The organism is Bradyrhizobium sp. 21, from assembly GCF_023073335.1.
In the GTDB taxonomy this organism is placed as follows: domain Bacteria; phylum Pseudomonadota; class Alphaproteobacteria; order Rhizobiales; family Xanthobacteraceae; genus Bradyrhizobium.
Genome location: NZ_JADPJG010000002.1, coordinates 246,172 through 271,804, shown reverse-complemented (window position 1 = coordinate 271,804; position 25,633 = coordinate 246,172). Strand labels below are relative to the sequence as shown.

22 protein-coding genes and 1 pseudogene are annotated in these 25,633 nt (G+C 63.6%); 12 read left to right on the top strand and 11 right to left on the bottom strand.

Annotated elements, in window-relative coordinates; translation table 11 throughout:
- The first annotated feature begins 8 nt into the window (after positions 1–8).
- Entirely contained in the window at positions 9–1,637 is a 1,629-nt protein-coding gene (locus IVB31_RS01225; RefSeq protein ID WP_247317589.1) for a thiamine pyrophosphate-dependent enzyme, read from the top strand.
- 3 nt (positions 1,638–1,640) lie between these two features.
- Here IVB31_RS01225 and alkB read toward each other — a convergent pair whose 3' ends face one another.
- The 4 genes from alkB to IVB31_RS01205 all read right to left on the bottom strand — a co-directional run bounded on the left by alkB (position 1,641) and on the right by IVB31_RS01205 (position 5,259).
- Positions 1,641–2,294 carry a DNA oxidative demethylase AlkB gene (alkB, locus tag IVB31_RS01220; protein ID WP_247317587.1) on the bottom strand — a complete coding sequence of 218 codons (654 nt, stop codon included), beginning with the start codon at positions 2,292–2,294 and terminating at the stop codon, positions 1,641–1,643.
- Between the two features lie 9 nt (positions 2,295–2,303).
- Complete coding sequence (locus tag IVB31_RS01215) at positions 2,304–3,047, bottom strand: 2OG-Fe(II) oxygenase (RefSeq protein WP_247319348.1); 744 nt, start codon at positions 3,045–3,047, stop codon at positions 2,304–2,306.
- A gap of 183 nt (positions 3,048–3,230) precedes the next feature.
- Entirely contained in the window at positions 3,231–3,917 is a 687-nt protein-coding gene (locus IVB31_RS01210; RefSeq protein WP_247317585.1) for a DUF2848 domain-containing protein, read from the bottom strand.
- Positions 3,910–5,259 (bottom strand): amidase, encoded by a 1,350-nt coding sequence (locus IVB31_RS01205; protein WP_247317583.1) that lies wholly within the window; start codon positions 5,257–5,259, stop codon positions 3,910–3,912. The genes IVB31_RS01210 and IVB31_RS01205 overlap by 8 nt, the downstream gene beginning before the upstream one ends.
- A gap of 180 nt (positions 5,260–5,439) precedes the next feature.
- On the opposite strand from IVB31_RS01205, the gene IVB31_RS01200 reads away from it, so the two are divergent.
- From IVB31_RS01200 to IVB31_RS01185, 4 genes are all read left to right on the top strand, one after another.
- Complete coding sequence (locus IVB31_RS01200; protein WP_027568974.1) at positions 5,440–5,853, top strand: OB-fold domain-containing protein; 414 nt, start codon at positions 5,440–5,442, stop codon at positions 5,851–5,853.
- A gap of 4 nt (positions 5,854–5,857) precedes the next feature.
- Entirely contained in the window at positions 5,858–6,997 is a 1,140-nt protein-coding gene (locus IVB31_RS01195) for a thiolase (protein WP_247317582.1), read from the top strand.
- Positions 6,998–7,002: 5 nt separating this feature from the next.
- Entirely contained in the window at positions 7,003–7,917 is a 915-nt protein-coding gene (locus IVB31_RS01190; RefSeq protein WP_247317581.1) for an SDR family oxidoreductase, read from the top strand.
- Positions 7,918–8,045: 128 nt separating this feature from the next.
- Entirely contained in the window at positions 8,046–9,161 is a 1,116-nt protein-coding gene (locus IVB31_RS01185) for an SMP-30/gluconolactonase/LRE family protein (RefSeq protein WP_247317579.1), read from the top strand.
- 63 nt (positions 9,162–9,224) lie between these two features.
- Here IVB31_RS01185 and ppc read toward each other — a convergent pair whose 3' ends face one another.
- Together ppc and IVB31_RS01175 are read right to left on the bottom strand one after the other, a co-directional pair.
- Positions 9,225–12,017 carry a phosphoenolpyruvate carboxylase gene (ppc, locus tag IVB31_RS01180; RefSeq protein WP_247317577.1) on the bottom strand — a complete coding sequence of 931 codons (2,793 nt, stop codon included), beginning with the start codon at positions 12,015–12,017 and terminating at the stop codon, positions 9,225–9,227.
- 826 nt (positions 12,018–12,843) lie between these two features.
- Entirely contained in the window at positions 12,844–13,734 is an 891-nt protein-coding gene (locus IVB31_RS01175) for a LysR family transcriptional regulator (protein WP_247317575.1), read from the bottom strand.
- 195 nt (positions 13,735–13,929) lie between these two features.
- On the opposite strand from IVB31_RS01175, the gene dctA reads away from it, so the two are divergent.
- A complete protein-coding gene (gene dctA, locus IVB31_RS01170) occupies positions 13,930–15,246 on the top strand; it encodes a C4-dicarboxylate transporter DctA (RefSeq protein WP_276576600.1) in 1,317 nt (438 codons plus the stop codon).
- A gap of 31 nt (positions 15,247–15,277) precedes the next feature.
- The gene (locus IVB31_RS01165; RefSeq protein WP_247319331.1) at positions 15,278–16,441 is read left to right on the top strand and encodes a mandelate racemase/muconate lactonizing enzyme family protein; all 1,164 of its coding nucleotides are present in this window, start codon (positions 15,278–15,280) and stop codon (positions 16,439–16,441) included.
- Here IVB31_RS01165 and IVB31_RS01160 read toward each other — a convergent pair.
- Both IVB31_RS01160 and IVB31_RS01155 read right to left on the bottom strand, forming a co-directional pair.
- Positions 16,442–16,563 (bottom strand): annotated as a pseudogene (locus IVB31_RS01160) (Ohr subfamily peroxiredoxin); the annotation flags it as partial.
- Positions 16,564–16,609: 46 nt separating this feature from the next.
- Entirely contained in the window at positions 16,610–17,488 is an 879-nt protein-coding gene (locus IVB31_RS01155; RefSeq protein ID WP_247317574.1) for an SDR family oxidoreductase, read from the bottom strand.
- A 125-nt stretch (positions 17,489–17,613) separates the two neighbouring features.
- Between IVB31_RS01155 and IVB31_RS01150 the strand changes: the two genes are divergently transcribed.
- The 3 genes from IVB31_RS01150 to IVB31_RS01140 all read left to right on the top strand — a co-directional run bounded on the left by IVB31_RS01150 (position 17,614) and on the right by IVB31_RS01140 (position 19,713).
- A complete protein-coding gene (locus tag IVB31_RS01150; RefSeq protein ID WP_247317571.1) occupies positions 17,614–18,237 on the top strand; it encodes a TetR/AcrR family transcriptional regulator in 624 nt (207 codons plus the stop codon).
- 413 nt (positions 18,238–18,650) lie between these two features.
- Complete coding sequence (locus tag IVB31_RS01145) at positions 18,651–19,085, top strand: VOC family protein (protein ID WP_247317570.1); 435 nt, start codon at positions 18,651–18,653, stop codon at positions 19,083–19,085.
- Positions 19,086–19,275: 190 nt separating this feature from the next.
- On the top strand, positions 19,276–19,713 hold the full coding sequence (locus IVB31_RS01140) for a hypothetical protein (protein ID WP_247317568.1): 438 nt from the start codon (positions 19,276–19,278) through the stop codon (positions 19,711–19,713).
- 107 nt (positions 19,714–19,820) lie between these two features.
- Here the strand turns inward: IVB31_RS01140 and IVB31_RS01135 are convergent, their stop codons facing one another.
- From IVB31_RS01135 to IVB31_RS01125, 3 genes are all read right to left on the bottom strand, one after another.
- Complete coding sequence (locus IVB31_RS01135) at positions 19,821–20,225, bottom strand: YccF domain-containing protein (RefSeq protein ID WP_247317565.1); 405 nt, start codon at positions 20,223–20,225, stop codon at positions 19,821–19,823.
- A gap of 170 nt (positions 20,226–20,395) precedes the next feature.
- Positions 20,396–21,940: an acyl-CoA synthetase gene (locus IVB31_RS01130; protein ID WP_247317562.1), complete on the bottom strand. Its 1,545-nt coding sequence runs from the start codon at positions 21,938–21,940 to the stop codon at positions 20,396–20,398.
- A 128-nt stretch (positions 21,941–22,068) separates the two neighbouring features.
- A complete protein-coding gene (locus IVB31_RS01125; RefSeq protein WP_247317561.1) occupies positions 22,069–22,878 on the bottom strand; it encodes a crotonase/enoyl-CoA hydratase family protein in 810 nt (269 codons plus the stop codon).
- 116 nt (positions 22,879–22,994) lie between these two features.
- On the opposite strand from IVB31_RS01125, the gene IVB31_RS01120 reads away from it, so the two are divergent.
- Positions 22,995–23,867 (top strand): SDR family oxidoreductase, encoded by an 873-nt coding sequence (locus IVB31_RS01120; RefSeq protein ID WP_247317558.1) that lies wholly within the window; start codon positions 22,995–22,997, stop codon positions 23,865–23,867.
- 260 nt (positions 23,868–24,127) lie between these two features.
- Positions 24,128–25,633 (top strand): fatty acid--CoA ligase (locus IVB31_RS01115; RefSeq protein ID WP_247317556.1); only part of this gene is annotated, 1,506 nt, incomplete at its 3' end.

Sequence of the window (25,633 nt, the reverse complement as noted above, 5' to 3'; positions counted from 1 at the left end):
ATGATGCAATGACCACCCTCACCGGCGGCGAAGCGATCGTAAGCGGCCTTGTCGCCCATGGCGTCGACACCGTGTTCGGCCTGCCCGGCGCGCAGGTCTACGGCCTGTTCGACGCCTTCCACCAGGCCCAGCTCAAGGTGATCGGCGCGCGGCACGAGCAGGCCTGCGGCTACATGGCGTTCGGCTATGCGCGCTCCAGCGGCAGGCCCGGCGTATTCAGCGTGGTGCCCGGCCCCGGCGTGCTCAACGCCAGCGCCGCACTGCTCACGGCGTTCGGCTGCAACGAGCCAGTGCTATGCGTCACCGGCCAGGTGCCGACGCAGTTTCTGGGCAAGGGCCGTGGCCATCTGCACGAGATGCCGGACCAACTCGCGACCTTGCGCACCTACGTGAAATGGGCCGACCGAATCGAATATCCCGGCAATGCGCCGACGGTCGTCGCGCGCGCGTTCCAGGAAATGACGTCCGGCCGCCGCGGCCCGGCCTCGGTCGAAATGCCCTGGGATGTCTTCACCCAGCGTGCAGACACCGCCGCCGCGCAGGTGCTGGAGCCGCTGCCCGCGCCGCTCCCCGACCCCGACATGATCAGGCAGGCCGCAGCCCTCATCAAAGCCAGCAAGGCGCCGATGATCTTCGTCGGCAGCGGTGCGATCGAGGCGCGCGAGGAAATCCTCGAGCTCGCCGAGATGATCGATGCGCCTGTCGTCGCCTTCCGCAGCGGCCGCGGCATCGTCTCCAACGCGCATGAGCTTGGGCTCACGATGGCGGCGGCCTACAAGCTGTGGCCGACAACCGATGTGATGATCGCAATCGGCACGCGCGCCGAACTGCCAGCATCGGGCTTCCGCTGGCCGTATCAGCCGAAGGGGCTGAAATCCATTCGTGTCGATATCGATCCAGCCGAGGTGCGCCGGCTCGCCTCCGATGTCGCTATCGTTGCCGACGCCAAAGCCGGCACGGCCGATCTGCTCACCGCCGTGAAGAGGGCCGGCTATGCCAGGACCAGCGGCCGGCGGGAAGACATCCGCGAGGCTACTGCGACGGCGCAAGCCGAGATCCAGCGCATCCAGCCGCAGATGGCCTATCTCAACATCCTGCGCGAGGTACTGCCGGCAAACGCGATCGTGACCGATGAATTGTCGCAGTTCGGCTTCGCCTCCTGGTACGGCTTTCCGATCTACGAGCCACGCACCTTCATCACCTCGGGTTATCAGGGCACGCTCGGATCGGGCTTCCCGACCGCGCTCGGCGCCAAGGTCGCCAATCCCGACAAGCCGGTGGTGGCGATCACCGGCGACGGCGGCTTCATGTTCGGCGTGCAGGAGCTTGCCACCGCCGTGCAGTTCAACATCGGCGTCGTCACGCTGGTGTTCAACAACAACGCCTATGGCAATGTCCGCCGCGACCAGCGCGAACGCTTCGACGGCCGCGTGGTCGCGTCCGATCTGGTCAACCCCGATTTCGTCAAGCTCGCGGAGTCCTTTGGCGTCGCGGCTGCGCGCGTGACCGCGCCGGATCAGTTCAAGGCGGCGATGGAGAAAGCGCTTAGCCACAGCGGGCCGTATCTGATCTCGGTGGAAGTGACGCGGGATTCCGAAGTCAGCCCCTGGGCGTTTATCCACCCGCCGAAGCCTTGATCCTCACCGCGTCCTGCGGAACGTCAGATTGATCCGTTTCCGTCCAAGCAGCGCATGCTCGCCGTCGGCGAGCGGTGCGACGCCGTGATAGGCGAGCCTGCTGGGCCCGCCCCAGACCACGACGTCGCCATGGACGAGCCGAAACCGGCGCGGCTTGTCGCTGCGCGCCAGGCCGCCGAACAGGAACGTCGCGGGCAGCCCAAGCGAAACCGAGACGATCGGCGCCGAATAGTCCAGCTCGTCCTTGTCCTGATGCAGTGACAGCCGCGTGCCGGGCTCGTAGCAATTGACGAGGCAGGCATCGGGCGCGAAGTCTTTGAAACCGCCCTGCTCCGCCGCACGGCGGGCCAGATCGCCGAGCACGGGCGGCATCACGGGCCACGGCGCGCCGCTGCGCGGATCAATCGGATCGTAGCGATAGCCGGTGTGATCGGTGATCCAGCCGCGCTCGCCGCAATTGGTCATCGCCACCGACATCTGGTAGCCGCCGGGCGTGGTCATCCGCCGGAACGGCGATTGCGCCACGATGGCGCGCACCGCGGCGATCAGCCCGCTCTCGATCGGCTTGACGAAACCGCGCAGGAGCACCGCGCCGTCGGCGATTTTTTCGCGCGATGGCTGTGCTTCGGCCACGCTATCGAACAAGTCAGACGTCAATCGTCGCGCTCATTTGGCATCATGAAAGATCACACCCAGCGTGTGGCGCTGGCCGGAGCGAATCCGGCTGACCCCGTGGCGCAGGTTAACGCGGTAGGTGCCGCGTGTCCCCTGCACCGGTCGATGATGCACGGCAAAAGCCACCGCATCGCCTTGCGCGAGCGGCACGACCTCGGCGCGGGACTGCATGCGCGGACGCTGCTCGGTCAGCACGAACTCGCCACCGGTGAAATCGCGGCCGGGCTCAGAGAGCAGGATCGCGACCTGAATCGGGAACACATGCTCGCCATAGAGATCCTGGTGCAGGCAGTTGAAGTCACCGTCCCCGTATTGCAGCAGCAGCGGCGTCGGCCGCGCCTGCCCTGCTTCGTGGCAGCGCTTGAGGAACGCCGCATGCGCTGTGGGATAGCGGATATCGATCCCCATCGCCTCGTTCCAGCGATTGGCGATGCCTTGCAGGTGCGCATACAGCGCCGGACGCAGTTCCCCGATCAGATCGGGCAACGGATAGGAGAAATATTTGTACTCACCACGACCAAAACCGTGGCGGCCCATGACGATGCGGCTGCGGAAATGCGTGTCGTCCGGATAGAGCTCGGCGATGGCGCGGCATTGCTCCGGGGTGAGCAGCCCCTCCAGGACAGCGCAGCCCTGGGTATCGAGTTCGCTGGTGATCTCCGGCCAGTCGAGGGCATCGACGTGGGTGGCGAGGTCGGCGGAGGGGCGGACTGATTTTCGTGCGGTCATTGTCATAGCAATCACCTTTGCAGTCTCAGGTTCACCCCGCCACCCGAATTCCGATGACGATCTCCTCGTCATTACGAGCGCGGCCAAGCAATCCGGAATCCTCCGCGGAACCAGTCTGGATTGCTTCGTCGCAAGGGCTCCCTGCAATGACGCGGAGAGAGTTGCACTCACAATGAGGGTGGAGAGAGGTTAGCCCCTCACCGGCAGCGTCACCACGTCGTAGCCGTGCTTGATCGTCCGCTTCAGCACGGGATCCTCAAGCTCGAACTCGAAGCGGTCGGCAGGGCGGATGCCGCCCTTGGCGGCAAAGGTGCCGCCGAACATGGCGCAGCCGTCGGGGAGCTTCTTGCCGTCAAACCCGCGCGCAATCAAATCGGCGACCGGCAGCATCGCGTCCAGCGTGCCCTCCTGGTAGAGCACGCGCTCGCCCTTGATCGTGGCCCAGGAGCGCAAAATCATCTTGTCCCAATGGCCGAGGACGTCCTCGAGCTCCCACAGCGTCGAGGCGATCGGCTTGTCGCACATCTGCTTGGACACGGTGACATTGTAGGCCTCGACCTTGCGGTCGGTGTGGTCGGAGCCGCAGCCGACGAAGATGCGGCCCTGCCAACCGATCAGCACGAACTCGACCTCGCCGGAGGAATCGCCGCCGGTGCACTCGATGCTGTCTTCCTGCGTCAGCCGTCGCGCCGAGGCGCGATAATAGATCGGCGTCGAAGCCGGCGGGGCGATGCCCATCTCTTGCAGCTCGGCAATGTGCTTGTCGCGCGCGATCGGATCGCGGCCGGTCCAGCCGGCGATGACCATCTGGTCGATCGCCAATGTCAGCGGCGTGGTGGTGTCCTGGGCGTCGATGGTGAAAGTCAGGTCAAACACGAATTACGGCCTCCATGCCGGCAGCAAGTTCAAAGATACGACGGTCGGACCCGCCCGCGCCCGCCAGCATCAGGCCCACCGGAACATCGCCCTCGCGATGCGCGGGCAGCGAGATGGCGCAGCCGTCGATCATGTTGATCAGGGTGCAATTGCGCAGCGCCCGCAGGTTTTCTCTGGTGAACGCCTTGTCGTCGGCGAGATCGGAAATCTTCGGCGGCGTGTTGGCGGTGGTCGGCAGCACCAAGGCGTCATAGGGCGCGATGCGCGCATTGACGCGGGCGATCAGCGAGCGCCGCTCGTTGAGGAGATCGATGTAGTCGGCCGCGCTCTGCGCCTCGCCGCGCATGATGCGCACCGAGACCCTGGGATCGTAAACGTCGCCCTTGGCGGTGATGAGATAGCGGTGCCAGGCGAAGCTTTCAGAAGCCGCAAAGCCGCCCTTGGCGTTCATCGGGCCGATGTCGTGGAATTCGGCCATCTCGATACGCTCGATGATGGCGCCGTGATCGGCGAGGCTCTTGAGCGCACGCTCGAACGTCTCGGCCACGTCCGGGTCGAGATCGTCGAGCGCAATCGTGGTCGGGACCGCCAGTCGCATGCCCTTCACGGCGCGCGGCTTCAGCGCGACGACCGGCTCGTTGGCGAGTACCGCGTCGAGTATGGCACAGCAGCTGACCGATCGCGCCAGCGGTCCGATGCTGTCGAGCGAGAATGACAGCGGCACCGCGCCGTCGAGCGGCACGCGGCGTTGCGTCGGCTTGTAGCCGACGATGCCGTTATAGGCGGCCGGAATCCGGCAGGAGCCGCCGGTGTCGGTGCCGAGCGCGCCATGCGCCATGCCGTCGAGCACGGAGACCGCGGCGCCCGAGGAAGACCCGCCGGGCACGTGGCCCGCAGTCCGGTTCCAGGCACCCTTCGGCGTGCCGTAATGCGGATTGATGCCGATGCCGGAATAGGCGAACTCGGTCATGTTGGTGCGCCCGATGACGACGAAGCCGGCTTTGCGCAGCCGCGCCACCGTGGCGGCATCCTGCTCGGCCGGCGGGGAATCGTCGAGCGCGCGGGAGCCGGCGCGCGTCACCTGGCCCCTGATGTCGAAGAGATCCTTGATCGAGATCGGAATACCGGCATAGCGCGACGGCGCCGCCTTCACCTTGCGCAAACCGTCCATCGCATCCGCCGCCGCGAGCGCGGCGTCCTTGTCGACATGGATGAAGGCACGCTGCCCCTCGCCGGCCGGATCGGCGATTCTGGCGATGCAGGCCTCGACCAGCTTGCGGGAGGTGGTTCGGCCGCTTTCGAGGTCTTCGGCAAGCTTCGCCAGTGTCGGAAAATCGGGCATGTCTGTCTCACGGAATATTTCGCGCGCATTTATAACGCCGCCTCAGTTCGACACAAGCATTGTGCGCATGATGGCATGCATGCGCATTGCTGGACCGTTGACGCGCGATGGTCGATTGTCGCATCAAGATCGAAACAGGCGGGCGTAGAGCCCCTGCCTTATTTGGGAGGGCTTTCCGAGATGGCCGAACCGCAGCGCGCACGACCGAAACCGACGCCGGAGACCCAACATTTCTGGGACGGCACCAAGGCGGGCGAATTGCGGCTGCAGCGCTGCGATGCCTGCGCCCATGTTTATTTCCCGCCGCGCCCGTTCTGCCCCTCCTGCGCCTCGCGCAAGGTCAGCATCTTCAAGGCGAGCGGCAAGGGCTTTCTCTACAGCTACGTGATCAACCACCGTCCCGCCGCGCCCGGCTTCACGCCGCCTTACGCGATCGCCGTGGTCGAGCTTGCCGAGGGACCGCGGATGATGAGCAACATCATCGATTGCCCGCAGACGCCGGAGGCGCTCGAACTCGACATGAAGCTCGAGGTCGCCTTCGAGGCGCTCGACGACAAGATCACCCTTCCCGTATTCCGTCCGGCGAAGGGGTAAGCCCATGCGCAGCAATCAGGTTGCCGTCGTCGGCGCGGCCGAGACCACCGAGCTCGGTGTCATCCCCAACGTCTCGCAGCTCCAGCTCCACGCGGATGCGGCGCTCAATGCCATTGCCGATGCCGGGCTGAAGCTGTCGGACATCGACGGCTTCGCCACCGCGGTCGAAACGCCGCAGCAAGTCTGCCACTATCTCGGCATCAAGCCGACCTGGGTGGACGGCACCTCGGTCGGCGGCTGCTCGTTCATGCTGCACGTCCGCCATGCCGCCGCGGCGATCGAGGCCGGCCTCTGCAAGACCGTGCTGATCACCCATGCCGAGAGCGGCAAGTCGATGATCGGCAAGGCGCCGCGCTCGATCCCCGCCGACAGCCTGCAAGGCCAGTTCGAGGCGCCGTTCGGCGTCTACGGGCCGCCTAGCATGTTCCCGATCCCCGTGCTGCGCTTCATGAAGACCTACGGCATCACCCATGAGCAGCTGGCCTCGGTCGCGGTGGTGCAGCGGGAATGGGCGGCGAAGAATCCGCGGGCGATGATGAAGGACCCGATCACGGTCGCCGACGTGCTCAACTCGCGCATGATCGCCTATCCGTTCCGTCTGCTGCAATGTTGCCTCGTCACCGACGGCGGCGGCGCGCTGATCCTGACCTCGGCCGATTGCGCCAGGGATTTTCCGCGCAAGCCCGTCTATATCATGGGCACCGGCGAGAGCGTGGAGACGCCGATGGTCAGCCAGATGGAGACGTTCAATTCCTCGCGCGCGTTCAAGACCGCGGGGCCGCTGGCCTTCAAGGAGGCGGGCATCGCGCACAAGGACGTCGATCATCTCATGATCTACGACGCGTTTGCGCATCTGCCGTTGTTCGGCCTCGGCGACCTCGGCTTCATGCCGCATGAGGAGACCGGCCGGTTCATCGCGGACGGCAACACGCGGCCTGGCGGCAAGCTGCCGCTCAACACCAATGGCGGCGGATTGAGCTACATGCATTCGGGCATGTACGGCATGTACGCGCTCCAGGAGAGCGTGCGGCAGATGCGCGGCATCGCGCCGGCGCAGGTCGCGGGCGCGAAGATTTCAGTGTGCCATGGCGTCGGCGGCATGTTCGCCGCGTCAGGCACGATCGTGTTTACGAACGAGAGGTAATCGACATGACGAAATCACTACAAGACAAGGTCATCATCGTCACCGGCGCGGGCCGCGGCATCGGGCGGGAGATCGCGCTGCTCTGCGCCGGCGAGGGCGCCAAGGTCGTCGTCAACGATCCCGGTGTGGCCGCCGACGGCGCCGGCTCGAGCGCTTCCCCCGCCGAGGAGGTGGTCGAGGAGATCAAGAAGCGCGGCGGCACGGCCGTTCCCAATTTCGAGTCGGTGGCGGAGGCGATTCCCGCCAGCAAGATCGTGAAGACCGCGACCGATCATTTCGGCCGGCTCGACGGCGTCGTCAACAATGCCGGCATCTTGCGCGACATGATCTTCCACAAGATGAGCGTGGAAGCGTTCGAGGCCGTCATCAAGGTGCATTTGATGGGCTCGTTCTACGTCTCGCACGCTGCGGCGCGCATTTTCCGCGAGCAGGAGTCTGGCTCCTTCGTGCACTTCACCTCGACCTCGGGCCTGATCGGCAACTTTGGACAAGCCAACTACGCCGCCGCCAAGCTCGGCATCGTCGGCCTGTCGAAGTCGATCGCGCTCGACATGGGCCGCTTCAACGTCCGCTCCAACTGCGTCTCGCCGTTCGCCTGGACCCGGATGATCGGCACCATCCCGACCGAGACCGAAGCCGAGAAGGCGCGCGTCGAGAAGATCAAGCAGATGGGACCGGAGAAGATCGCGCCGGTCTGCGCCTATCTGCTCTCCGATGCCGCCAAGGACGTCTCCGGGCAGATCTTTGGCGCGCGCATGAACGAGCTGTTCCTGTTCAGCCAGAACCGTCCGCTGCGCTCGGTGCATCGGAGCGAAGGCTGGACGCCGCAGTCGATCGCCGAACATGGCATGCCGGCGCTCAAGGGGTCGTTCTACAAGCTCGATCGCTCCGCCGATATCTTCCCTTGGGATCCCGTCTAAGGATCCGTCCAGCCGCATTATCGGCATCCCTGCCCTGCGATCTCCGGTTGTCTTGTCCGGAGATCGCCCCGCTTTACGCCCGATTGCGGGCGAATGGTGACCTCCCAACACAATCTTGGGAGGAAACCATGACAAGAATACTGACCAACAACGGTACGACTGCAACAGAAGCCGGCGGCTTCGGCCGCCGCACGCTCCTCAAGGGTGCGGCGACGATGGCCGCATCCGCCTTGCTCGTCTCACGCGCGGACGCCCGCGACTTCGGCGCCAATGCCGAGCCGCAGCGCTATCCCGATCCTGATATCGTCGCCATCGATCCCAAGCGCTTCAAGGCCAAGGTCGGCAACACCGCCATCAAGCGGCTCTACACCGGCTGCCTCTGGGCGGAAGGGCCGGCGTGGAATGCGCAAGGGCAATATCTCGTCTGGAGCGACATCCCCGCCAATCGGCAGCTTCGCTATCTCGACGACGACGGCCACATCTCCGAGCAGTTCCACAAGCCGTCGAACGAGGCCAACGGCAACTCGTTCGACACCGAGGGGCGCCAGATCACCGCCGAGCGCACCCGCCTCGTCCGCTACGAGCACGACGGTTCGGTCACGACGCTGGCCGAGCAGGCCAATGGCAAGCCGCTCAACGGGCCGAACGACATGGTCGTGCATCCCAACGACAAGGCGATCTGGTTCACCGATCCCGGCTACGGTGCGATCAGCATCTACGAGGGCAAGCTCGCCAATACCGGCTCGCTGCAGCCGTTCCAGAAGGAGGCGGTCTATCGCCTCGACACCCAGACCGGACAGGTCGCGAAGGTCGCGGACGAGCCGTTCAAGCCGAACGGCATCGCCTTCAGCCACGACTACAAGAAGCTCTATGTCTGCGACACCGGCATCACACATTATCCGCAAGCCGAGAACGTGGTGTGGTCCTACGACATCGACGGGGCGAAGCTATCGAACCCGAAGCGGCTGATCGACATGAAGCTCGACGGCAAGTCCGGCTTCCCCGACGGACTGCGCGTCGACACCGAGGGCAACATCTGGGTCGGTGCCGGCTGGGTCGGACCGGGCTATGACGGCGTACAGGTGTTCGCACCAAACGACGGCGCGCGCATCGGGCAGATCCTGCTGCCCGAGACCTGCGCCAATCTCTGCTTCGGGGGCAAAAAGCGCAACCGTCTGTTCATGACCGCCAGCCAATCGCTGTATTCGGTCTATGTGGAGACGCAAGGCGCGCATTTCTGTTGAGTGACGCGAATGGTGAGTGGCGAATGGACTCCATTCGCCATTCGCCACTTTACTATTCGCGCTCTACCCCGTGTTCCTCAGCCCCGCCGAAATCCCGTTGATGGTAAGCTGAATCCCGCGCAGCACCTGCTCGTCCGGGTTCTGCGCGCGGTGCTCTTTCAAGAGCTCGACCTGCACATGGTTGAGCGGATCGAGATAGGGGAAGCGATGGCGCACGGAGCGCTCCAAAAGGGGATTGCCCTGCAGCAGCCGATCCTGGCCCATGATGTCCAGAAGCGTCTCGATGCAGGAATGCCATTCGCGGCGGATGCGCCCGAAGATTTTTTCGCGGAGCGCCTCGTCCGGCACCAGTTCGGCATAGCGCGAGGCGATCGCGATCGAGCTTTTGGCCAGCACCATATCCATGTTCGACAACAGCATGCGGAAGAACGGCCATTCCCGGTAGAGTTCTTTGAGGAACGGCATCCCCTTGTCGGGATGCTCCGCGATCCACTGCTCGACCGCGCTGCCAAAGCCGTACCAGCCCGGCAGCATCAGGCGGCATTGCGCCCATGAGAACACCCAGGGGATCGCGCGAAGGTCCTCGATCGCGCGGGTCTTCTTGCGCGAGGCCGGACGGCTGCCGATGTTGAGCGTCGCGATCTCGTTGATGACGGTGGATTCCCAGAAATATTCAACGAAGCCGTCGGTCTCGTAAACGAGGCCGCGATAGGCCTTGAAGGCGAGGTTCGACAGCTCGTCCATCGCGGCGAGATATTCGCGGCGCGGCGCGCTCTCGCGCGACTGCAACAGGCTCGCCTCCAGCGTCGCGGCAGCAAGGATCTCCAGATTGTTGCGGCCGACTTCGGCGTTGGAATATTTCGAGGAGATGATCTCGCCCTGTTCGGTGATGCGGATCTGGCCGTTCACCGCGCCGCCGGGCTGGGCGATGATGGCGTCATAGCTTGGGCCGCCGCCGCGGCCGACCGAGCCGCCGCGGCCGTGGAACAGGCGCAGCCGGACGCCGTGGCGCTCGAAAACGTCGACCAGGCCGATCTCGGCCTTGTAGAGCTCCCAGCCCGAGGTGACGAAGCCGCCATCCTTGTTGCTATCGGAATAGCCGAGCATGACCTCCTGCACGCTGCCGCGGCTGTCGACCAGGCGGCGGTAATCGTGCAGTGACAGCATGCGGTCCATGATGCTGCTGGAGGCCTGCAAATCCTCGATGGTCTCGAACAGCGGCACGATGTTGATGGCACTGCGCCCGGACGGATGGACGAGGCCGACCTCCTTCAACAGCACCGCGACCTCGAGCATGTCGGACATGCCCTTGCACATCGAGATGATGCATTGGGGAATGGAGTCCGAGCCGAACTTCGCATGAGCTTCCGCCGCGCCATGGAACACGTTGAGCTCGCCCATGGTCTCGTCGCTGTATTTGACGAACGGCGACACCAGCGAACGCGTGCTGCGCAGCTCGTTGGTGAGCAGCGAGATGCGCGCCTCCTCGCCGAGCGCGAGATAGGACATGCCGGGATTGGCGGCATCCATCAGCTCGGCGATGGTGCGCTCGTGCACCGCCGAGTTCTGGCGGATGTCGAGCCGCGCCAGATGGAAGCCGAAACAGTCCACCGCGCGGCGCAGCAACCGCAGCCGGCCGCGGGCGATGACGCGGGCGTTGTTGGAGATCAGCGAGCGGTGCAGCACGTCGAGATCGGCCTGCAGCTCCCTCACGCTGTCATACGGCGCGCCCTTGCCGACCGGCCGGCGCGTGATCTCGACCTCGAGCTTTTCGGCCGTCGCCGTCAGCCGCGCATAGATGCCGGAGACCGCGAGGCGATAGGGCTCGCCGCTGCGGTGCGGCGAGGTATCCGGCGAGCGCTCGGCCAGCGTCCGCAGCTCCTCGGAGACGTCGGCGAGATGCGCCGCGATCGACAGCTCGGAGCCGAGCACATGGAGCTCGTTGAGATAGAACTGCATCACCCGGCTCGACTGCAGCCGCAGCGTACCGCGCATCACGTCCGCGGTGACGAAGGGATTGCCGTCGCGGTCGCCGCCGATCCAGCTTCCCATGCGCAGGAACGAGGCGAGTTCGCTGGCCGCCGCCTCGCCGCCCTCCTCCAGCCGATCTTCCAGCACGTTGACCAGGCGCGGCACCTCGCGCAGGAAGGTGTAGTCGTAGAACGACAGGCCGTTGGCGACCTCGTCGAGCACGGTGAGCTTGGTCCGGCGCAGCAGATTGGTCTGCCACAGCGTCAGCACCTCGCGGCGGAGCTGCTCGTCGCTGGCGTCGGCCTCGTCCGCGGTCAGCGCGACCCGCTCGCGGCGGTCGAGCAGGGCTGCGACCTCCATCTCGCGGTCCATCGTGCTCTTACGGCGGACCTCGGTCGGATGCGCGGTCAGGACCGGGCTGACGAGCGCGGTCTTGAAGAAGTTGCGCAGCTCGTCGGAGCTGATACCCGCGGCCTTGGCGTGGGCGAGCGTCTCGGCCAGCACGCCGGAGCCGTTGGCCACGCTACGGGCGCGCATCTGGCGAATGTTGTTCTGGTCCTCGGCGATGTTGGCGAGGTGGGAGAAATAGCTGAAGGCGCGAACGATCCGCACCGTCTCCGAGGTCGACATGCTGTCGAGGATCTGCTCGAGCTCGCGGCGGGCGACCCGGTCCTCGTCGCGGTGGAACCGGATCGAGGTCTGGCGGATGCGCTCGACCAGGTCGAACAATTCGGCGCCCTCCTGGTCGCGCACCGTGTCGCCCAGGATGCGTCCGAGCAGGCGAATGTCGTCGCGCAGCCGCGCATCCGCCTCCAGCGCCTGGATGTCCTCAGGGCGGTTGGGGCGCTGATCGGTGGCGTCGGATGGTACGGTCTGGAGGGACATGGCTCGCTCCGCTCTAAGAGGACCCTTGGCTCCCCGGCCCGGCTGAGTGTGCAAGTTTTTTGCCGCAGCGCAAGATGAAGTTGGGAGCGGTGCGGCAACATCGCCGTCCATGGGCGGGAATACGTCCTGCTGACCGGCGGACACACATCCTCGGTCTCGCGGCGCAGACGCCCGAGCTTTGCTGTCCGTTTAGCCCTCATCGAGATGAAAGGGCGCAGGGAAGGCCGGGCGCCGGCTGGCACCCAGGATCCGCATACGAAAGACGCACGCGGGGTGACCACAGGTGACGCCGGGACATCCCGGCCTTCCCTGCGCAACGGTTTTACGGCTTATGGCGCGCTCTCCCCGGGGAGCGATGCACTATTGCCCCCGTCGCCTCGCGGATGATCGACGCGCGCACCCGGTCGGGCCGCACATCACCGCAAGCCTTGACGCACAGACCCCGGGCGTCAGGACCACACGCTTTTGCCGTCCGCGGACGTCCCTCCCCGAACATCCGGAAGCTTGCGCGTGCCCGCTCCCGAAGCCGAAAGGAAACGCTGTGACCGCGCCGTGTCGATCCCGCGGATCGCGATGGCTCACGAGGTTTAGCCCGCCCTGCCATCCCGTCACGCGCCGGCGCTACCGCGTCCATCGCATCCCGGCCTACGTATCGTGACGATCGCGAAACGCCCTTTTAGCGGGCCGGGACGTCTTGCGGTTTACCCGAAGCCGTGAATTCGGTCAATCAGAATATTTGTCGGTGCCACTCCTTGACCTGCATGTCGTGTGTTTTGGCGTCGGAAGACCGTGGGCGTAGTAGCCACCATGGGAGCCGAATGTTTCTTCAGCCGACCTCTGCAGGTTCGAATGCCAACCAGAGAGCTTCAACTTCGTGACTCTGTCGTGCAGCCGGGCGAAAGAGCCGTATCTCGATCGGGATTACGGACTTGGCATCGCCGGCCTCGACCAGCGAACCCGCCTTGATGTCGTCTTCGGCCAACGTTCGAGGAAGCCAGGCGACACCGTCTCCGGACCTGACCATCGATAGCAGCGTCGCGGCGAGATGCGACGTGAAGATCTTCTTCAGGTCTCTTTTCGCTAACTGACTTGCAACGATACGGCCCAGCCCTGACTGCGGGCTGTAGGCCAAGTAGGGAATGGTCTCGTCGCTCTGCAGCGACCACCGCGGCTTCCGGCCGGTGCCCGCTGCGCTGAGCGGAAGTAGCGTGTCGGTCCCTACGACAATGCTCTTGAATTGCCTGGTATCGAGCCGGCTGCCCATGCTGCGGTGATAGTGGCACAACAAGAACGACACGTCGCCCCGGAGCATCATCCGCTCGCACGCCAGCATGCTGTCGGAAACCAGATTGAGATTGCCTAAGGCGAGGATCTTCTCGCTGCTCCGGACCCACTTCGGAAAGAACGTGAACGACAATACATGCGTCGCCGCGATCGACAGCGGCCCCACGCCCCGGCCGGCCACTTCGAGGGACTCGCGGCGCAGTTGGTGAAGCGCTCTGGTCAGGACCTCTGCCTGGGCGTGGAAATGCTCGCCGGCGGGCGTGAGCGTCACGCTGTGCGTCGTGCGAACGAATAGCGGCGCCCCCACCCAGTCCTCCAATGCCCGGATACGCCGGCTGAAGGCCGGCTGGGTGACGTGACGGGCTTCGGCCGCCTTGGAGAAGCTCAAGGTCTCGGAGAGAGCCAGATAGTCCTCAAACCAGATCAGCTCCATCGGTAATGCCAAATCGGCATAACTATTCTCGGCAACAGCATTAGCCTTCTCCCCGCCTGAAGCCTACGGATCACTGCAGGCTATACAACACCGCAGCAGGACGGAAGTCGTTCCGGACATCGGAGTGGCTCTTTCCAAACAGCTATAGAGGCCGATCCACGGCCCAGCACAGCTCAGCCATCAGGGAAGAAAACATTGAGAAAAGCGCTATCATTCGGACTTTTGAGCGAACTGTATGTGCAGGTCCTCCTTGCCATCCTGCTCGGCGGTTTGGTGGGCTATCTCTGGCCTCAGGTCGGGACGAGCCTTCAGCCGCTCGCCGACGGCTTCATCAAACTGATCAAGATGCTGCTGTCTCCGATCATCTTCGGTACGGTCGTCGTCGGCATAGCCAAGATGAGCGACATCAAGGAAGTCGGCCGGATCGGTGTCAAGTCGCTGATCTACTTCGAGGTCGTCTCGACACTGGCCTTGGTGATCGGCCTGGTCGTCGTCAACGTGATCAAGCCGGGCGTCGGCATGAACATCGACGCCAGCCACATCGACGCGGGATCGATCTCGGCCTACGTAAAGGCCGCTGACGGCAACCACGGTTTCGTGCAGTTCCTGCTCGACATCATCCCGACGACAATCGTCGACGCCTTCGCCAAGGGAATGATGCTGCAGGTCATCCTGGTTTCGGTGCTGATCGGCATCGCCATGGTTCAACTCGGCGATTACGGCAAGCCGCTGGTGAACGTGATCGACATCCTGCTGCACGCCCTGTTCCGGATCGTGGCCATGGTGATGCGCCTGGCCCCGCTAGGAGCCGGGGCGGGGGTCGCGTTCACGATCGGGAAGTACGGGATCGCGACGCTCTGGTCGCTCGGCTATCTGATGCTCGGTGTCTACGTCACCACCATTCTCTTCGTCGTCGTGGTGCTCGGCGGCATCGCGAGGTGGGCCGGTTTTTCGCTGCCGCAGTTCTTCCGTTACTTCAAGGACGAGATCCTCATCGTCCTGGGCACCTGCTCGACCGAAGCGGTGATGCCGCAGATGCTGGTCAAGCTCGAACGGCTCGGTTGCGACAAGACCGTCGTCGGCATGGTGCTGCCCACCGGCTACACGTTCAATGCCGACGGCACGTCGATCTACCTTTCCATGGCCGCCATCTTCGTAGCCCAGGCGACGAACACCGATCTTTCCTTCGGCGACCAGATTGTTCTGCTGGGCGTGCTTCTTCTGACGTCGAAGGGATCCGCTGGCGTCGCTGGCGCGGGATTCGTGACGCTCGCCGCGACCCTCTCTTCGATCCACACCGTTCCCGTAGCCGGGCTCGTTCTACTGCTCGGCGTCGATCGCTTCATGAACGAAGCCCGCGCCGTGACCAACCTGATCGGCAACGGGATCGCGACGATCGCGATCGCCAAGTGGGACGGCGCCTTTGACCAGAAGCAGGCAGCGGAGGCCATGCGCCTTCATGGCAAGGAGCCCATCACAGGCGAATGCGAACTTCCCGACACAATCCACTAACCCGAGTCAGCAACTCAAAACGGAGAATGCCATGCGTATCGTAGATGTCGTCGAGGCGACCAAGCCAATCTCGTCTCCGATCCGGAATGCCTACATCGATTTCTCGAAGATGACGTCCAGCCTCGTCGCCGTCGTAACCGACGTCGTCCGCGACGGGCGGCGAGTGATCGGCTACGGCTTCAATTCGAACGGCCGCTACGGTCAGGGTGGACTGATCCGGGAGCGCTTTCGCGACCGCATTCTGGAAGCCGAACCCGTCAGCCTGCTGAACGACGACGGTACCAATCTCGATCCGCATCGCATCTGGGCCAAGATGATGTCGAACGAGAAGCCCGGCGGTCACGGCGAGCGTTCCGTCGCCGTCGGAACGCTCGATATGGCAATCTGGGATGCGACCGCCAAAATCGCCGGCAAGCCACTTTTCCGGCTGCTGGCCGAAATGAAGGGCAAGGAGGCCAACCCGCGGGTCTTCGTCTACGCTGCCGGCGGCTACTACTATCCCGGCAAGGACAACTCCGCATTGCAGGCAGAAATGCGCGGCTATCTAGACCGCGGCTACAACGTCGTGAAGATGAAGATCGGTGGCGCGTCGATCGACGAGGACCGCGGCCGCATCGAGGCCGTGCTCAAGGAAATCGGGTCGCAGGCCAAGCTCGCCGTCGATGCCAACGGCCGCTTCGATCTCGAGACCGGCATCGCCTATGCCAAAATGCTGCGCCAGTACCCGCTGTTCTGGTATGAGGAGATTGGCGATCCGCTCGACTACGCCCTCCAGGCCGCCGTCGCCGAATTCTATCCCGGTCCGATGGCCACGGGCGAGAACCTGTTTTCGCATCAAGACGCTCGCAACCTGCTCCGCTACGGCGGCATGCGCCCGGACCGCGACTGGCTGCAGTTCGACTGTGCCCTGTCGTACGGTCTCGTCGAATATCTCCGGACCCTGGACGTCCTAGCCCAACACGGTTGGTCGCCGTCGCGCTGCATCCCGCACGGTGGTCACCAGATGTCGTTGAACATCGCCGCCGGTCTAGGGCTCGGCGGCAACGAGAGCTACCCGGACCTCTTCCAGCCCTACGGTGGATTCCCGGATTCGGTCCGGGTTCAGGACGGTCACATCGTCATGCCGGACATTCCGGGCATCGGCTTCGAGGGCAAGTCGGATCTCATCAAGGTCATGCGCGAACTGGCGGAATAGGCCGGCTGCAAAGAGTTGCTCCGGATTGGTTGCGGCGCCCTTGCCGCCCATCTCTCGGGAAGCGCCAGCGGAAGCTCGAGGACCCCGTCCTCGCTACGGATGCTGCCGCTTCGCCCGCCCATCGCGGTGACCCTGGTGCTGTGGAGTTTGTTCCTCGTCGTCGTCCCGTCAAATCATGCTCGCCATGCCGAGCGCGCGAAGGAGGTCGTTCTGAATCGGGGCGACGGCCTCGTTCAGCCGCTGGACACCGAAATCCATGCCTTCGGGCATCACGACTGTCCGCAGAGGCCGCCGTTCCGTGGCCTCGACCAGCTGCGCGATGGCATTCGCGACGCGGTGGGGCTGTGGCGGATTCTGCGGATCGTTTCCATCGTTGGAGTGCTCCTTGATCCGACCCGGGATCGCCGCGACATCGCCATAGGTTTTCAGCACGACATGGTCGGAGGGTTCGGGGCTGGATGGAAGAAGGTTGCTCGGGAACGGGCCTGGTTCGACGATGACCGAATCGATGCCGAAGCTCGAAAGCTCGTAGCGGTAGGCTTCCGCGAGGGCTTCGAGCGCGAACTTGCTGGCGGAATAGACACCGAAGAACGGGAAGACCACCCGACCCATGAGCGACGTGACGTGGACGAGGACGCCGCTGCCGGCGGCCCGCATGTGCGGCAGAACGGCGCGATCGGTCCGAACGGCGCCGAAGAAGTTCACGGCGAACTGCGCTTCGATTTCCTTGACCGTATAAGCTTCCGTGACACCGACGGGCATCATTCCCGCGTTGTTGACCAAGACATCGACCCTGCCGTGCTGCCGGATGACATCCGCGATCGCGGCGTTGACGGATAGTTCGTCGGCGACGTCCATCTCGAGGACCTGGAGCGCATGCCCTTCAGCCTTTGCTGCTTCGACAAGCTCGTCGCGAACACGGCTATTTCTTCCTGCGACATCGCGCATGGTGGCAACCACCGTGTGACCCCGCTTTGCGAGCTCCAAGGCGGTGAGTTTTCCAAAACCACTGCTCGCACCAGTCACAACAACGATTTTTCCGCTCATCTCAAGACCTTTCTCTGAAATCCAAGGGCGGAAAGGGCTATAGACAGACCTGTATGTATTTGCAATACCTTTATTGACAGAATAGTCTGTCTAGAGGTGCAAATGGCTCCGGGTAAGGACAGTAGATGGGCAGGGTGCTCGATTTCGTGGACGTAGACATCCAACCGCTCGATGCGCTCGCCCCGCGAGAGCGCATTTTGAAGACAGCGTCAGACCTGTTTTACCGGTTCAGCATCAACTCCGTCGGAATCGATCGGATCATCGCCGAAAGCGGCGTGGCCAAGATGACGTTCTACAAGCACTTTCCATCGAAGGCGGACCTCATCGCGACCTATCTGCGCTACAAGAGCGCCGTGTGGTTTCAGATGCTTTCGACCTCCACCGAGCGGGCTGGTCTCTCGCCACTGGAGCGCGTTCTCGCTGTTTTCGACGCACTCGAACAACCTCTCCTTGCGCCTTCGTTCCGCGGCTGTCCGTTCGCGAAAGGAATGGCCGAATTCGGCCCGGAGGCAAACTCCCCGGACGTAGAGGCCGCCATCGCAGCGTATTTTACAAGGTTGCACGACTTCGTTGCGTCACTCATCGAGCCCTTGTCATTGAGCAAACCCGAAAGAGTCGTGATGCAGATCCTGTCGCTCTTCCAAGGTTCGCTCGTGATTGCACAGTCAACGCGTGACCTCGCCATAATCGAGGCTAACCGCGATGCAGCCAGAGTGTTGCTGGAAAACGGGATCGCCTCGTCGTCTTAATCTGGAGCCCTTGCGAAACCCATCATGCTTCGTCACCGTCAGATGGTTTGATGGGTTTCGCTGGCGCTCTACCCATCCTACGAGCTCCGAGCGCAAAACTCGAATACCAACAATTGACATTGCCACTTTCGGCCGCTTCCCAACGACGGCATCGAACACCTGCAACGTCGTAGCCTAAGGATCTCGCGGCTTGTCCTCGGGCCCACGCCCAGACTGATCGGGGAGCATAAGAGATGCCGATGACCCCATGGCGCGTACTTTGGCCAGAAGTGGACATCTCCGGCACTGACCGAGGGCTCTCACAAGGTGAGATGTGTTCCTCGACGCGCCAACCAATGGTAGAATATCCCTGCGTGAATGGCGCCGCAGCCGCAGTGGCGCTGCAGCGAAGTTACTCTGGGAGTTCGCGAGTCATGGAAGCATCGAGGGATAGATTGCCCAATGGCGGCTTCGCCCGGCTCGTCCCTGAACTCGACGTGTTTGACTTGGAGCAGAGCGAGGCGTTTTGGTGCGCAATGCTAGGTTTCCAGATTGCATATCGGCGACCTGAAAGCCGCTTCATGTACATCGAGTTGCAGGGCTCCCAAGTCATGTTGAGCCAACGAAATGGCAATTGGGAGACCGGGGCCCTTGAACGTCCGTTGGGGCGCGGGATCAACTTCCAAATGTTCGTCAATTCCGTGGCTCCTCTTGTCGAAGCCCTGCGGCGGACGAATTGGCCGCTGTTCAGAGATTGTCACGATGCCTGGTACAGGATTGCGGGCGAAGAGCGGGGCAATAGGCAGTTCCTGGTGCAAGACCCAGATGGTTATCTGCTACGTTTTGCGGAAGATCTGGGCAGTAGGTGATCGCTCCAACGAAGTGTCCGACGAGGCACGCTGTCGCGCGATGCCGTCGGGATGACGCACGAAGCCACGCAGCCGTGTCGTCTTCGGGTCAAGATGCGAAGAACTCAGCGGAGTTAACGCTGCGCCGGCGAGCCAGAAAGTCCTTGACGCGACAGAACACCGTGGATTTGGATCGGTCGGAACACCTTGATTGATCGATGGACGGAGCCGACCCGTGGGATTTTTGCTGAGAATTATGCTCGCAACCGCTTTCGTGAACCTTGCTCCAGCCGTCGCCAAGGCGCCCAAGGAAGCCGTCGCTTCTCCTGCCTTGCAGAAGGAATTCGATGGCTTCATCGAGAAGTTTCGCGCGGCGCTGAAGACAAACGATTCCGCCGCCGTCGCCGGTATGACACGATTGCCGTTCATGAACGACAGCGCAATTCGCGACGCCGCGCAATTTCGCGCCAAGACCTATCCGACCTCGTTCACGGCGAAAAATCGCGCGTGTATCCAGCGCGGCAAGGCCGTCTACGATCGCGATCAAGAGAACAATGACAGTTACTTCGTCTTCTGCGGCGAGCTCATCTTCGTCTTTACCAAGACGCCGGCGGGGTTCCTTTTTACGGATATCGACGCGAATGACTGATCAGTACGCTAGGATGGGTTGAGCCCTTGCGAAACCCATCATGCTTCGTCGACGGCAGACAGTCTGATGGGTTTCGCTGGCGCTCTACCCATCCTACGCATCCGCCCTCACGCCGGCACGATCACCTTTCCGATCGGCCAGAGCGCGATGCCCGCGAGCTTGAGATGGGCCCAGGCGAAGGGGATGCCGATGATGGTGATGGCGAGCGCCAGTGCGGTCAATAAGTGGCCGAGCGCCAGCCACCAGCCCGCGAGCACGAACCAGATGATGTTGCCGATCACCCCGAGCGGGCCGGTGCCGATATCGCTCATGCCGGTGACGTCGTAGCGGTTGACCGCCTTCGAGCCGAACGGCAGCAGCGTGTAGACGGCGATGTTGAACGCCGCCCGCGCCCAAGGCAGGCCGATGATGGTGATCGCCATGATGACCGCGGCGATCAGCCAGCCGACCGCCATCCAGGCGCCGCCGATGAAAATCCAGAGCAGGTTGAGCAGGATGGAAACGGGAGCCATGGGACGATCCGAGGTTCGATGATCCCGTTGGTATAGCATGACCAGTGGCCCGTGACGCCACCCAGGTCTTCGCCGGTTCCTGTAGCCCGGATGGAGCGCAGCGTAATCCGGGGTTTTAATCGCAAGCACCGCCCCGGATTGCGCATCGCTCCATCCGGGCTACGAGGCCCTCAGATCTTCCGTCCCGCCTGCTCCCAATAGGGATCGCGCAGGCGGCGCTTGAAGATTTTTCCGGAATCTTCGCGCGGCAGCCCGGCGCGGATCTCGATGTGCTTTGGTACTTTGTAGTCGGCGAGGGACGCCTTCAGCCGTGCACGAATATCGCCGGCGTCGAGCGTGACGCCCGCCTGCGGCTCGACCACCGCCATCAGCGCTTCGCCGAACTCGGCATCGGGGATGCCGAACACCGCGCAATCGTGCACGCCGGGAACGGCGTGCAGCACCGACTCGATCTCGGCCGGGTAGATGTTGACGCCGCCGGAGATCACCATGTCGCGCTTGCGGTCGCAGATGAAGACGTAGCCCTCTTCGTCGATATAGCCGACGTCGCCCGAGGTGATGAAGCCGTCACGGTCGATCTCGGCGCGCTTCTCCGGCTTGTTGTGGTAGGTGAAGTCCGCCATCCCGGCCATGCGTGAGTAGATCTCGCCGATCTCGCCCACGCCCAGCACGCTTCCGTCCTCGCCGATGAAGCGCAGTTCGGCCCCGGGCGATATCCTGCCGACGGTGCCGGGCTTCCTCAGCGCGTCCTCGGAGGTCGCGAAGGTGACGGCGCTGGATTCGGTCGAGCCGTAGAACTCGTAGATCACCGGCCCCCACCATTCGATCATGGCGCGCTTGACATCGGCCGGACAGGGCGCGGCGGCATGGATGATGTGGCGCAGCGAGGAGACGTCGTACTTTTTGCGGATCTCCTCCGGCAATTTCATCAGGCGGATGAACATGGTCGGCACCATGAAGATGGTATCGATTTTGTATCGCTCGATCAGCGCCAGGAATTCTTCCGGCTCGAAACGCGGCATCAGCACCAGCGCGCCGCCGAGCTTTCCCGCGCGGATGCCGAACGAGTTCGGCGCGGAATGATAGAGCGGGCCCGGCAGGATTGCGCGGGCACCGGGCTTGAGCCCATAGATCATGGCGCGCATGCGTTCGCCGGCCGCCGCCTGCTCCGGCGTCGGCGCATTGCGCCGTACGCCCTTGGGGTGGCCTGTTGTCCCCGAGGTGTAGATCATGTTCATGGGCTGCGGCACGATCGGGCCGTCATAGGGCTGATGCTGTGCAAGCCAGGATTCGAAATCGATCGCGAAGTCCGGTGTCTTCAGATGATCGGGATCGATCTTGTAGTTGGACAGGATCTCCGGCGGCGTCGACACGCTGAGCACGGTGACGCCTTTCGGGATCGCACCGCGCAAGGCATGCAGCATGTCGGCATGTCCGATCAGCACGGACGTGCCGGTATCCTTCAGGATGTAGTCGATCTCCTCGGGCTTGAAGTGCCAGTTGATCGGCACGCCATAGGCCCCGAGCCGCATCGCGGCGTACGCAGCCTCGAGGAAGGCGATGTCGTTGCGCATCAGCATGCAGACGCAATCGCCTTGCTTGACGCCGATCCTTGCGAGACCGGCTGCAATGCGATCGGCTCGACCGGCGATTTCGGCATGGGTGCGACGGCGGTCGCCGGAGACGATGCCGAGGAATTGGGACGTTTCGCTCATTTTTGCTTTTCTTCGTTGATGAAATTGCCCCCCATGGTGAGGAGACGCGAGGCGCCGTCTCGAACCATGAGAGCCTGCGGCCCATCCCTCGAGACGCCGCTTTGCGGCTCCTCGGGATGAGGTCTGTATCAGTCCGCAAATCTCGGCGCGCGCTTCTCCAGATTGGCGCGCACCGCTTCGGTCTGGTTTGCACTGCCGATCAGCTTCTGCTGCTCGACGGATTCGGCGAGCAGTGCCGGGCCCGGATCGACCGAGAGATTGTTGAGCAGGCGCTTCGCGGCGCGGACGGCATCGGGGCTCTTGCCGGCGATCTCGCGCGCAACTTCGAGCGCCGTGGCGCGCGGGTCGTCGCAGATGCGCGTGGCGAGGCCGTAAGCCATCGCCTCCTGCGCCGAGAAGATGCGGCCGGTGTAGGTGAGATCGCGCAAAATGTCGTCGCGCACCAGCGAGGCCAGGATCGGCGTGCCCGCCATGTCGGGCACCAGACCCCATTTGATTTCCATCACCGACATCCGCGCATCGGGCGACAGGAAACGCATGTCGGCGCCGAGCGAGAGCTGGAAGCCGCCGCCAAAGGCAACACCGTGCACAGCCGCGATCACGGGGACCCGAAGCTGGCGCCAGCCCCAGACCGCCTGCTGCGCGAAGTTGGCCTGGCCGTGGGTGCGCGCGGTGAGGTCGCGATTTTCGCCACCCGGAATTCCGTTGCCGCCCTTCTCCTTCATGGCGGCAAAACGCCCCATGTCGAGACCGGCGCAGAAGGCGCGGCCCTCGCCGGAGAGAACGGCGACGCGTACGCTCTTGTCCTTCGAAAGCCGCTCGGTCGCAGCGACGAGCGCCTCGAACATGGCCTGATCGAGCGCATTCATCTTGTCCGCACGCATCAGGCGCACGTCGGCGACGCCTTCCGAGATCGATATCGAGACGCGCTCTTCCATGGATGAATTCTCCCCCAGTTCTTGCCTGTTCTTGTTCGGTGCCGCTTTACAGGAAGACCACGGCCGGATTTAGTCAATCGACCAATTAACTGACAATAGCGACAGAGGAAACAGCCATGTTCAAGGAAAATCTTCTGGCGGGCCGGCGCATTCTCGTGACCGGCGGCGGCACCGGTCTCGGCAAGTCGATGGCGGCGCGCTTCCTCGAGCTCGGCGCCGAGGTGCACATCTGCGGCCGGCGCAAGATCGTCTGCGATGAAACCGCGACCGAGCTGATGGATCAGTATGGCGGCCGCGTCACCAGCCACGGCGTCGACATCCGCAACGCGCTCGCGGTCGAGGAAATGACCGAGAACATCTTTCGCGATGGTCCCCTCACCGACCTCATCAACAATGCCGCCGGCAATTTCATCTCGCGCAGCGAAGAGCTGTCGCCGCGCGGCTTCGACGCGGTCGCCAACATCGTCATGCACGGCACGTTCTACGTGACGCAGGCCGTCGGCAAGCGCTGGATCGCTTTGAAGCAGCCCGGCAATGTGGTGTCGATCACCACGACCTGGGTGCGCAACGGCTCGCCTTACGTGGTGCCGTCGGCGATGAGCAAGTCCGCGATCCACGCCATGACGATGTCGCTCGCGGCCGAATGGGGCCGATACGGCATCCGTCTCAACACCATCGCGCCCGGCGAGATCCCGACCGAGGGCATGAGCAAGCGCATCAAGCCCGGCGACGAGGCCGGCGCGCGCACCAAGGCGATGAACCCGATGGGCCGCGTCGGCACCATGGAGGAATTGCAGAACGTCGCGGTGTTCCTGATTTCCGGCGGCTGCGACTGGATCACCGGCGAGACCATCGCCATGGACGGCGCCCAGGCCCTCGCGATGGGCGGCAATTTCTACCAGCTCCGCGACTGGAGCGACGACGACTGGAAGACGGCGCGCGAAAGCATCATGGCGCAGAACGAGAAGGATCGGGCGAAGCGGGGATAGTGCTCTCTGCAACGTAAGACGTGACGACGTCGCTTCACACTCCGTCGTCCTCCCGAAGGCCGGGACCCACAACCACCGAATGTTGTTTGGCGAGATCGGTCATGACCAGTCTTCGCCAAATTGCGTCTTGTGGCTATGGGTCCCGGCCTTCGCCGGGACGACGTGTTGAGAGAGCGGGGCCACGAACCTCCCCCATCTTGTCTTTGCCCGCGGATGACGCCACACTCCGCGGCATAAGAACAAGACGCCGCGGGAGAAACATGACCACACAGCCTCTGGCGAACCTCGCCGACATGGTGCGCGAGCGCGCGACGAGCCGCGGCAAGGCCATCGCCTTCGAGTTCGAAGGCCGCGTCACCAGCTTTGCCGCGTTCGACATCAAGACCAATCGCGTCGCCAACGCGCTTCTCGCGATGGGCGTGAGACGCGGCGAACGCATCGCCTATCTCGGCAAGAACAGCGATATCTATTTCGAGCTCTTGATGGGCGCGGTGAAGGCCGGCGTGGTGATGGCGCCGGTGAACTGGCGTCTCGCGGGACCCGAGGTCGCCTTCATCGTCGAAGACTGCAAGGCGCCGGTGCTGTTCGTTGGCCCGGAGTTCATCACGCAGGTCAGCCAGATCAAGGACAGGCTGCCGGGCGTCCGCACAATCATCACCACCGAAGGCGGCGCGCCGGAGTGGCCGGACTACACAGCATGGCGCGATGCGCAGAGCAGCGACGATCCCAAGGTCGCGATCGCCACGAAAGACATCGCGATCCAGCTCTACACATCAGGCACGACGGGCAAGCCGAAGGGCGCGATGCTGTCGCACGCGAACTTCCTCAATCTCGTGCAGACCGGCAATGCCGCGGACAAGCCGGAATGGAACCGGTGGTCGACCGACGACGTGTCGCTGGTGGCGATGCCGATCTTCCACATCGGCGGTTCGGGCTGGGGCGTCATGGGGCTCTATCACGGCGCCCGCGGCGTCATCGCGCGCGAGTTCGACCCGACCAAGGTTTTGGACTTCTTCGAACGGTCCGGCATCACAAAGCTGTTCATGGTGCCGGCGGCGATGCAATTCGTGGTGCGGCAGCCGCGTGCGAAAACGGTCGATTTCTCGCGGCTGAAATACATGCTCTACGGCGCCTCGCCTATTCCGGCGGCGCTGCTGAAGGAATGCATCGCGATCTTCAAATGCGGCTTCGTGCAGATGTACGGCATGACCGAGACCACAGGCACCATCGTCGCGCTGCCGCCGGAGGATCACGTCGAGGGCCTGGAGCGGATGCGCTCGGCCGGCAAGGCGCTGCCGGGCGTCGAGATCGCGATCCTGGACGCCGACGGCAAGCCGCTGCCGCCGCGCGAGGTCGGCGAGATCGCGACCCGCTCGGGCTCCAACATGGCCGGTTACTGGAATTTGCCTGAAGCAAGCGCGTCGACGCTGCGCAGCGACGGCTGGCTGCGCACCGGTGATGCGGGCTACATGGACGAGGACGGCTATCTTTACATCCACGACCGCATCAAGGACATGATCATCTCCGGCGGCGAGAACATCTATCCGGCCGAGGTCGAGAGCGCGCTGTGCGATCATCCTGATGTCGCCGAAGCCGCCGTGATCGGTATCCCCGACGACAAATGGGGCGAGGCGGTGAAGGCCGTCGTGGTGCTGAAGCCGGGCAAGCAGGCGACCGCCTCCGACATCATCAACTTCACCCGCGAGCGCATCGCCGGCTTCAAGACCCCGAAGAGCGTGGAGTTCTTGCCGGCCCTGCCGAGGAAT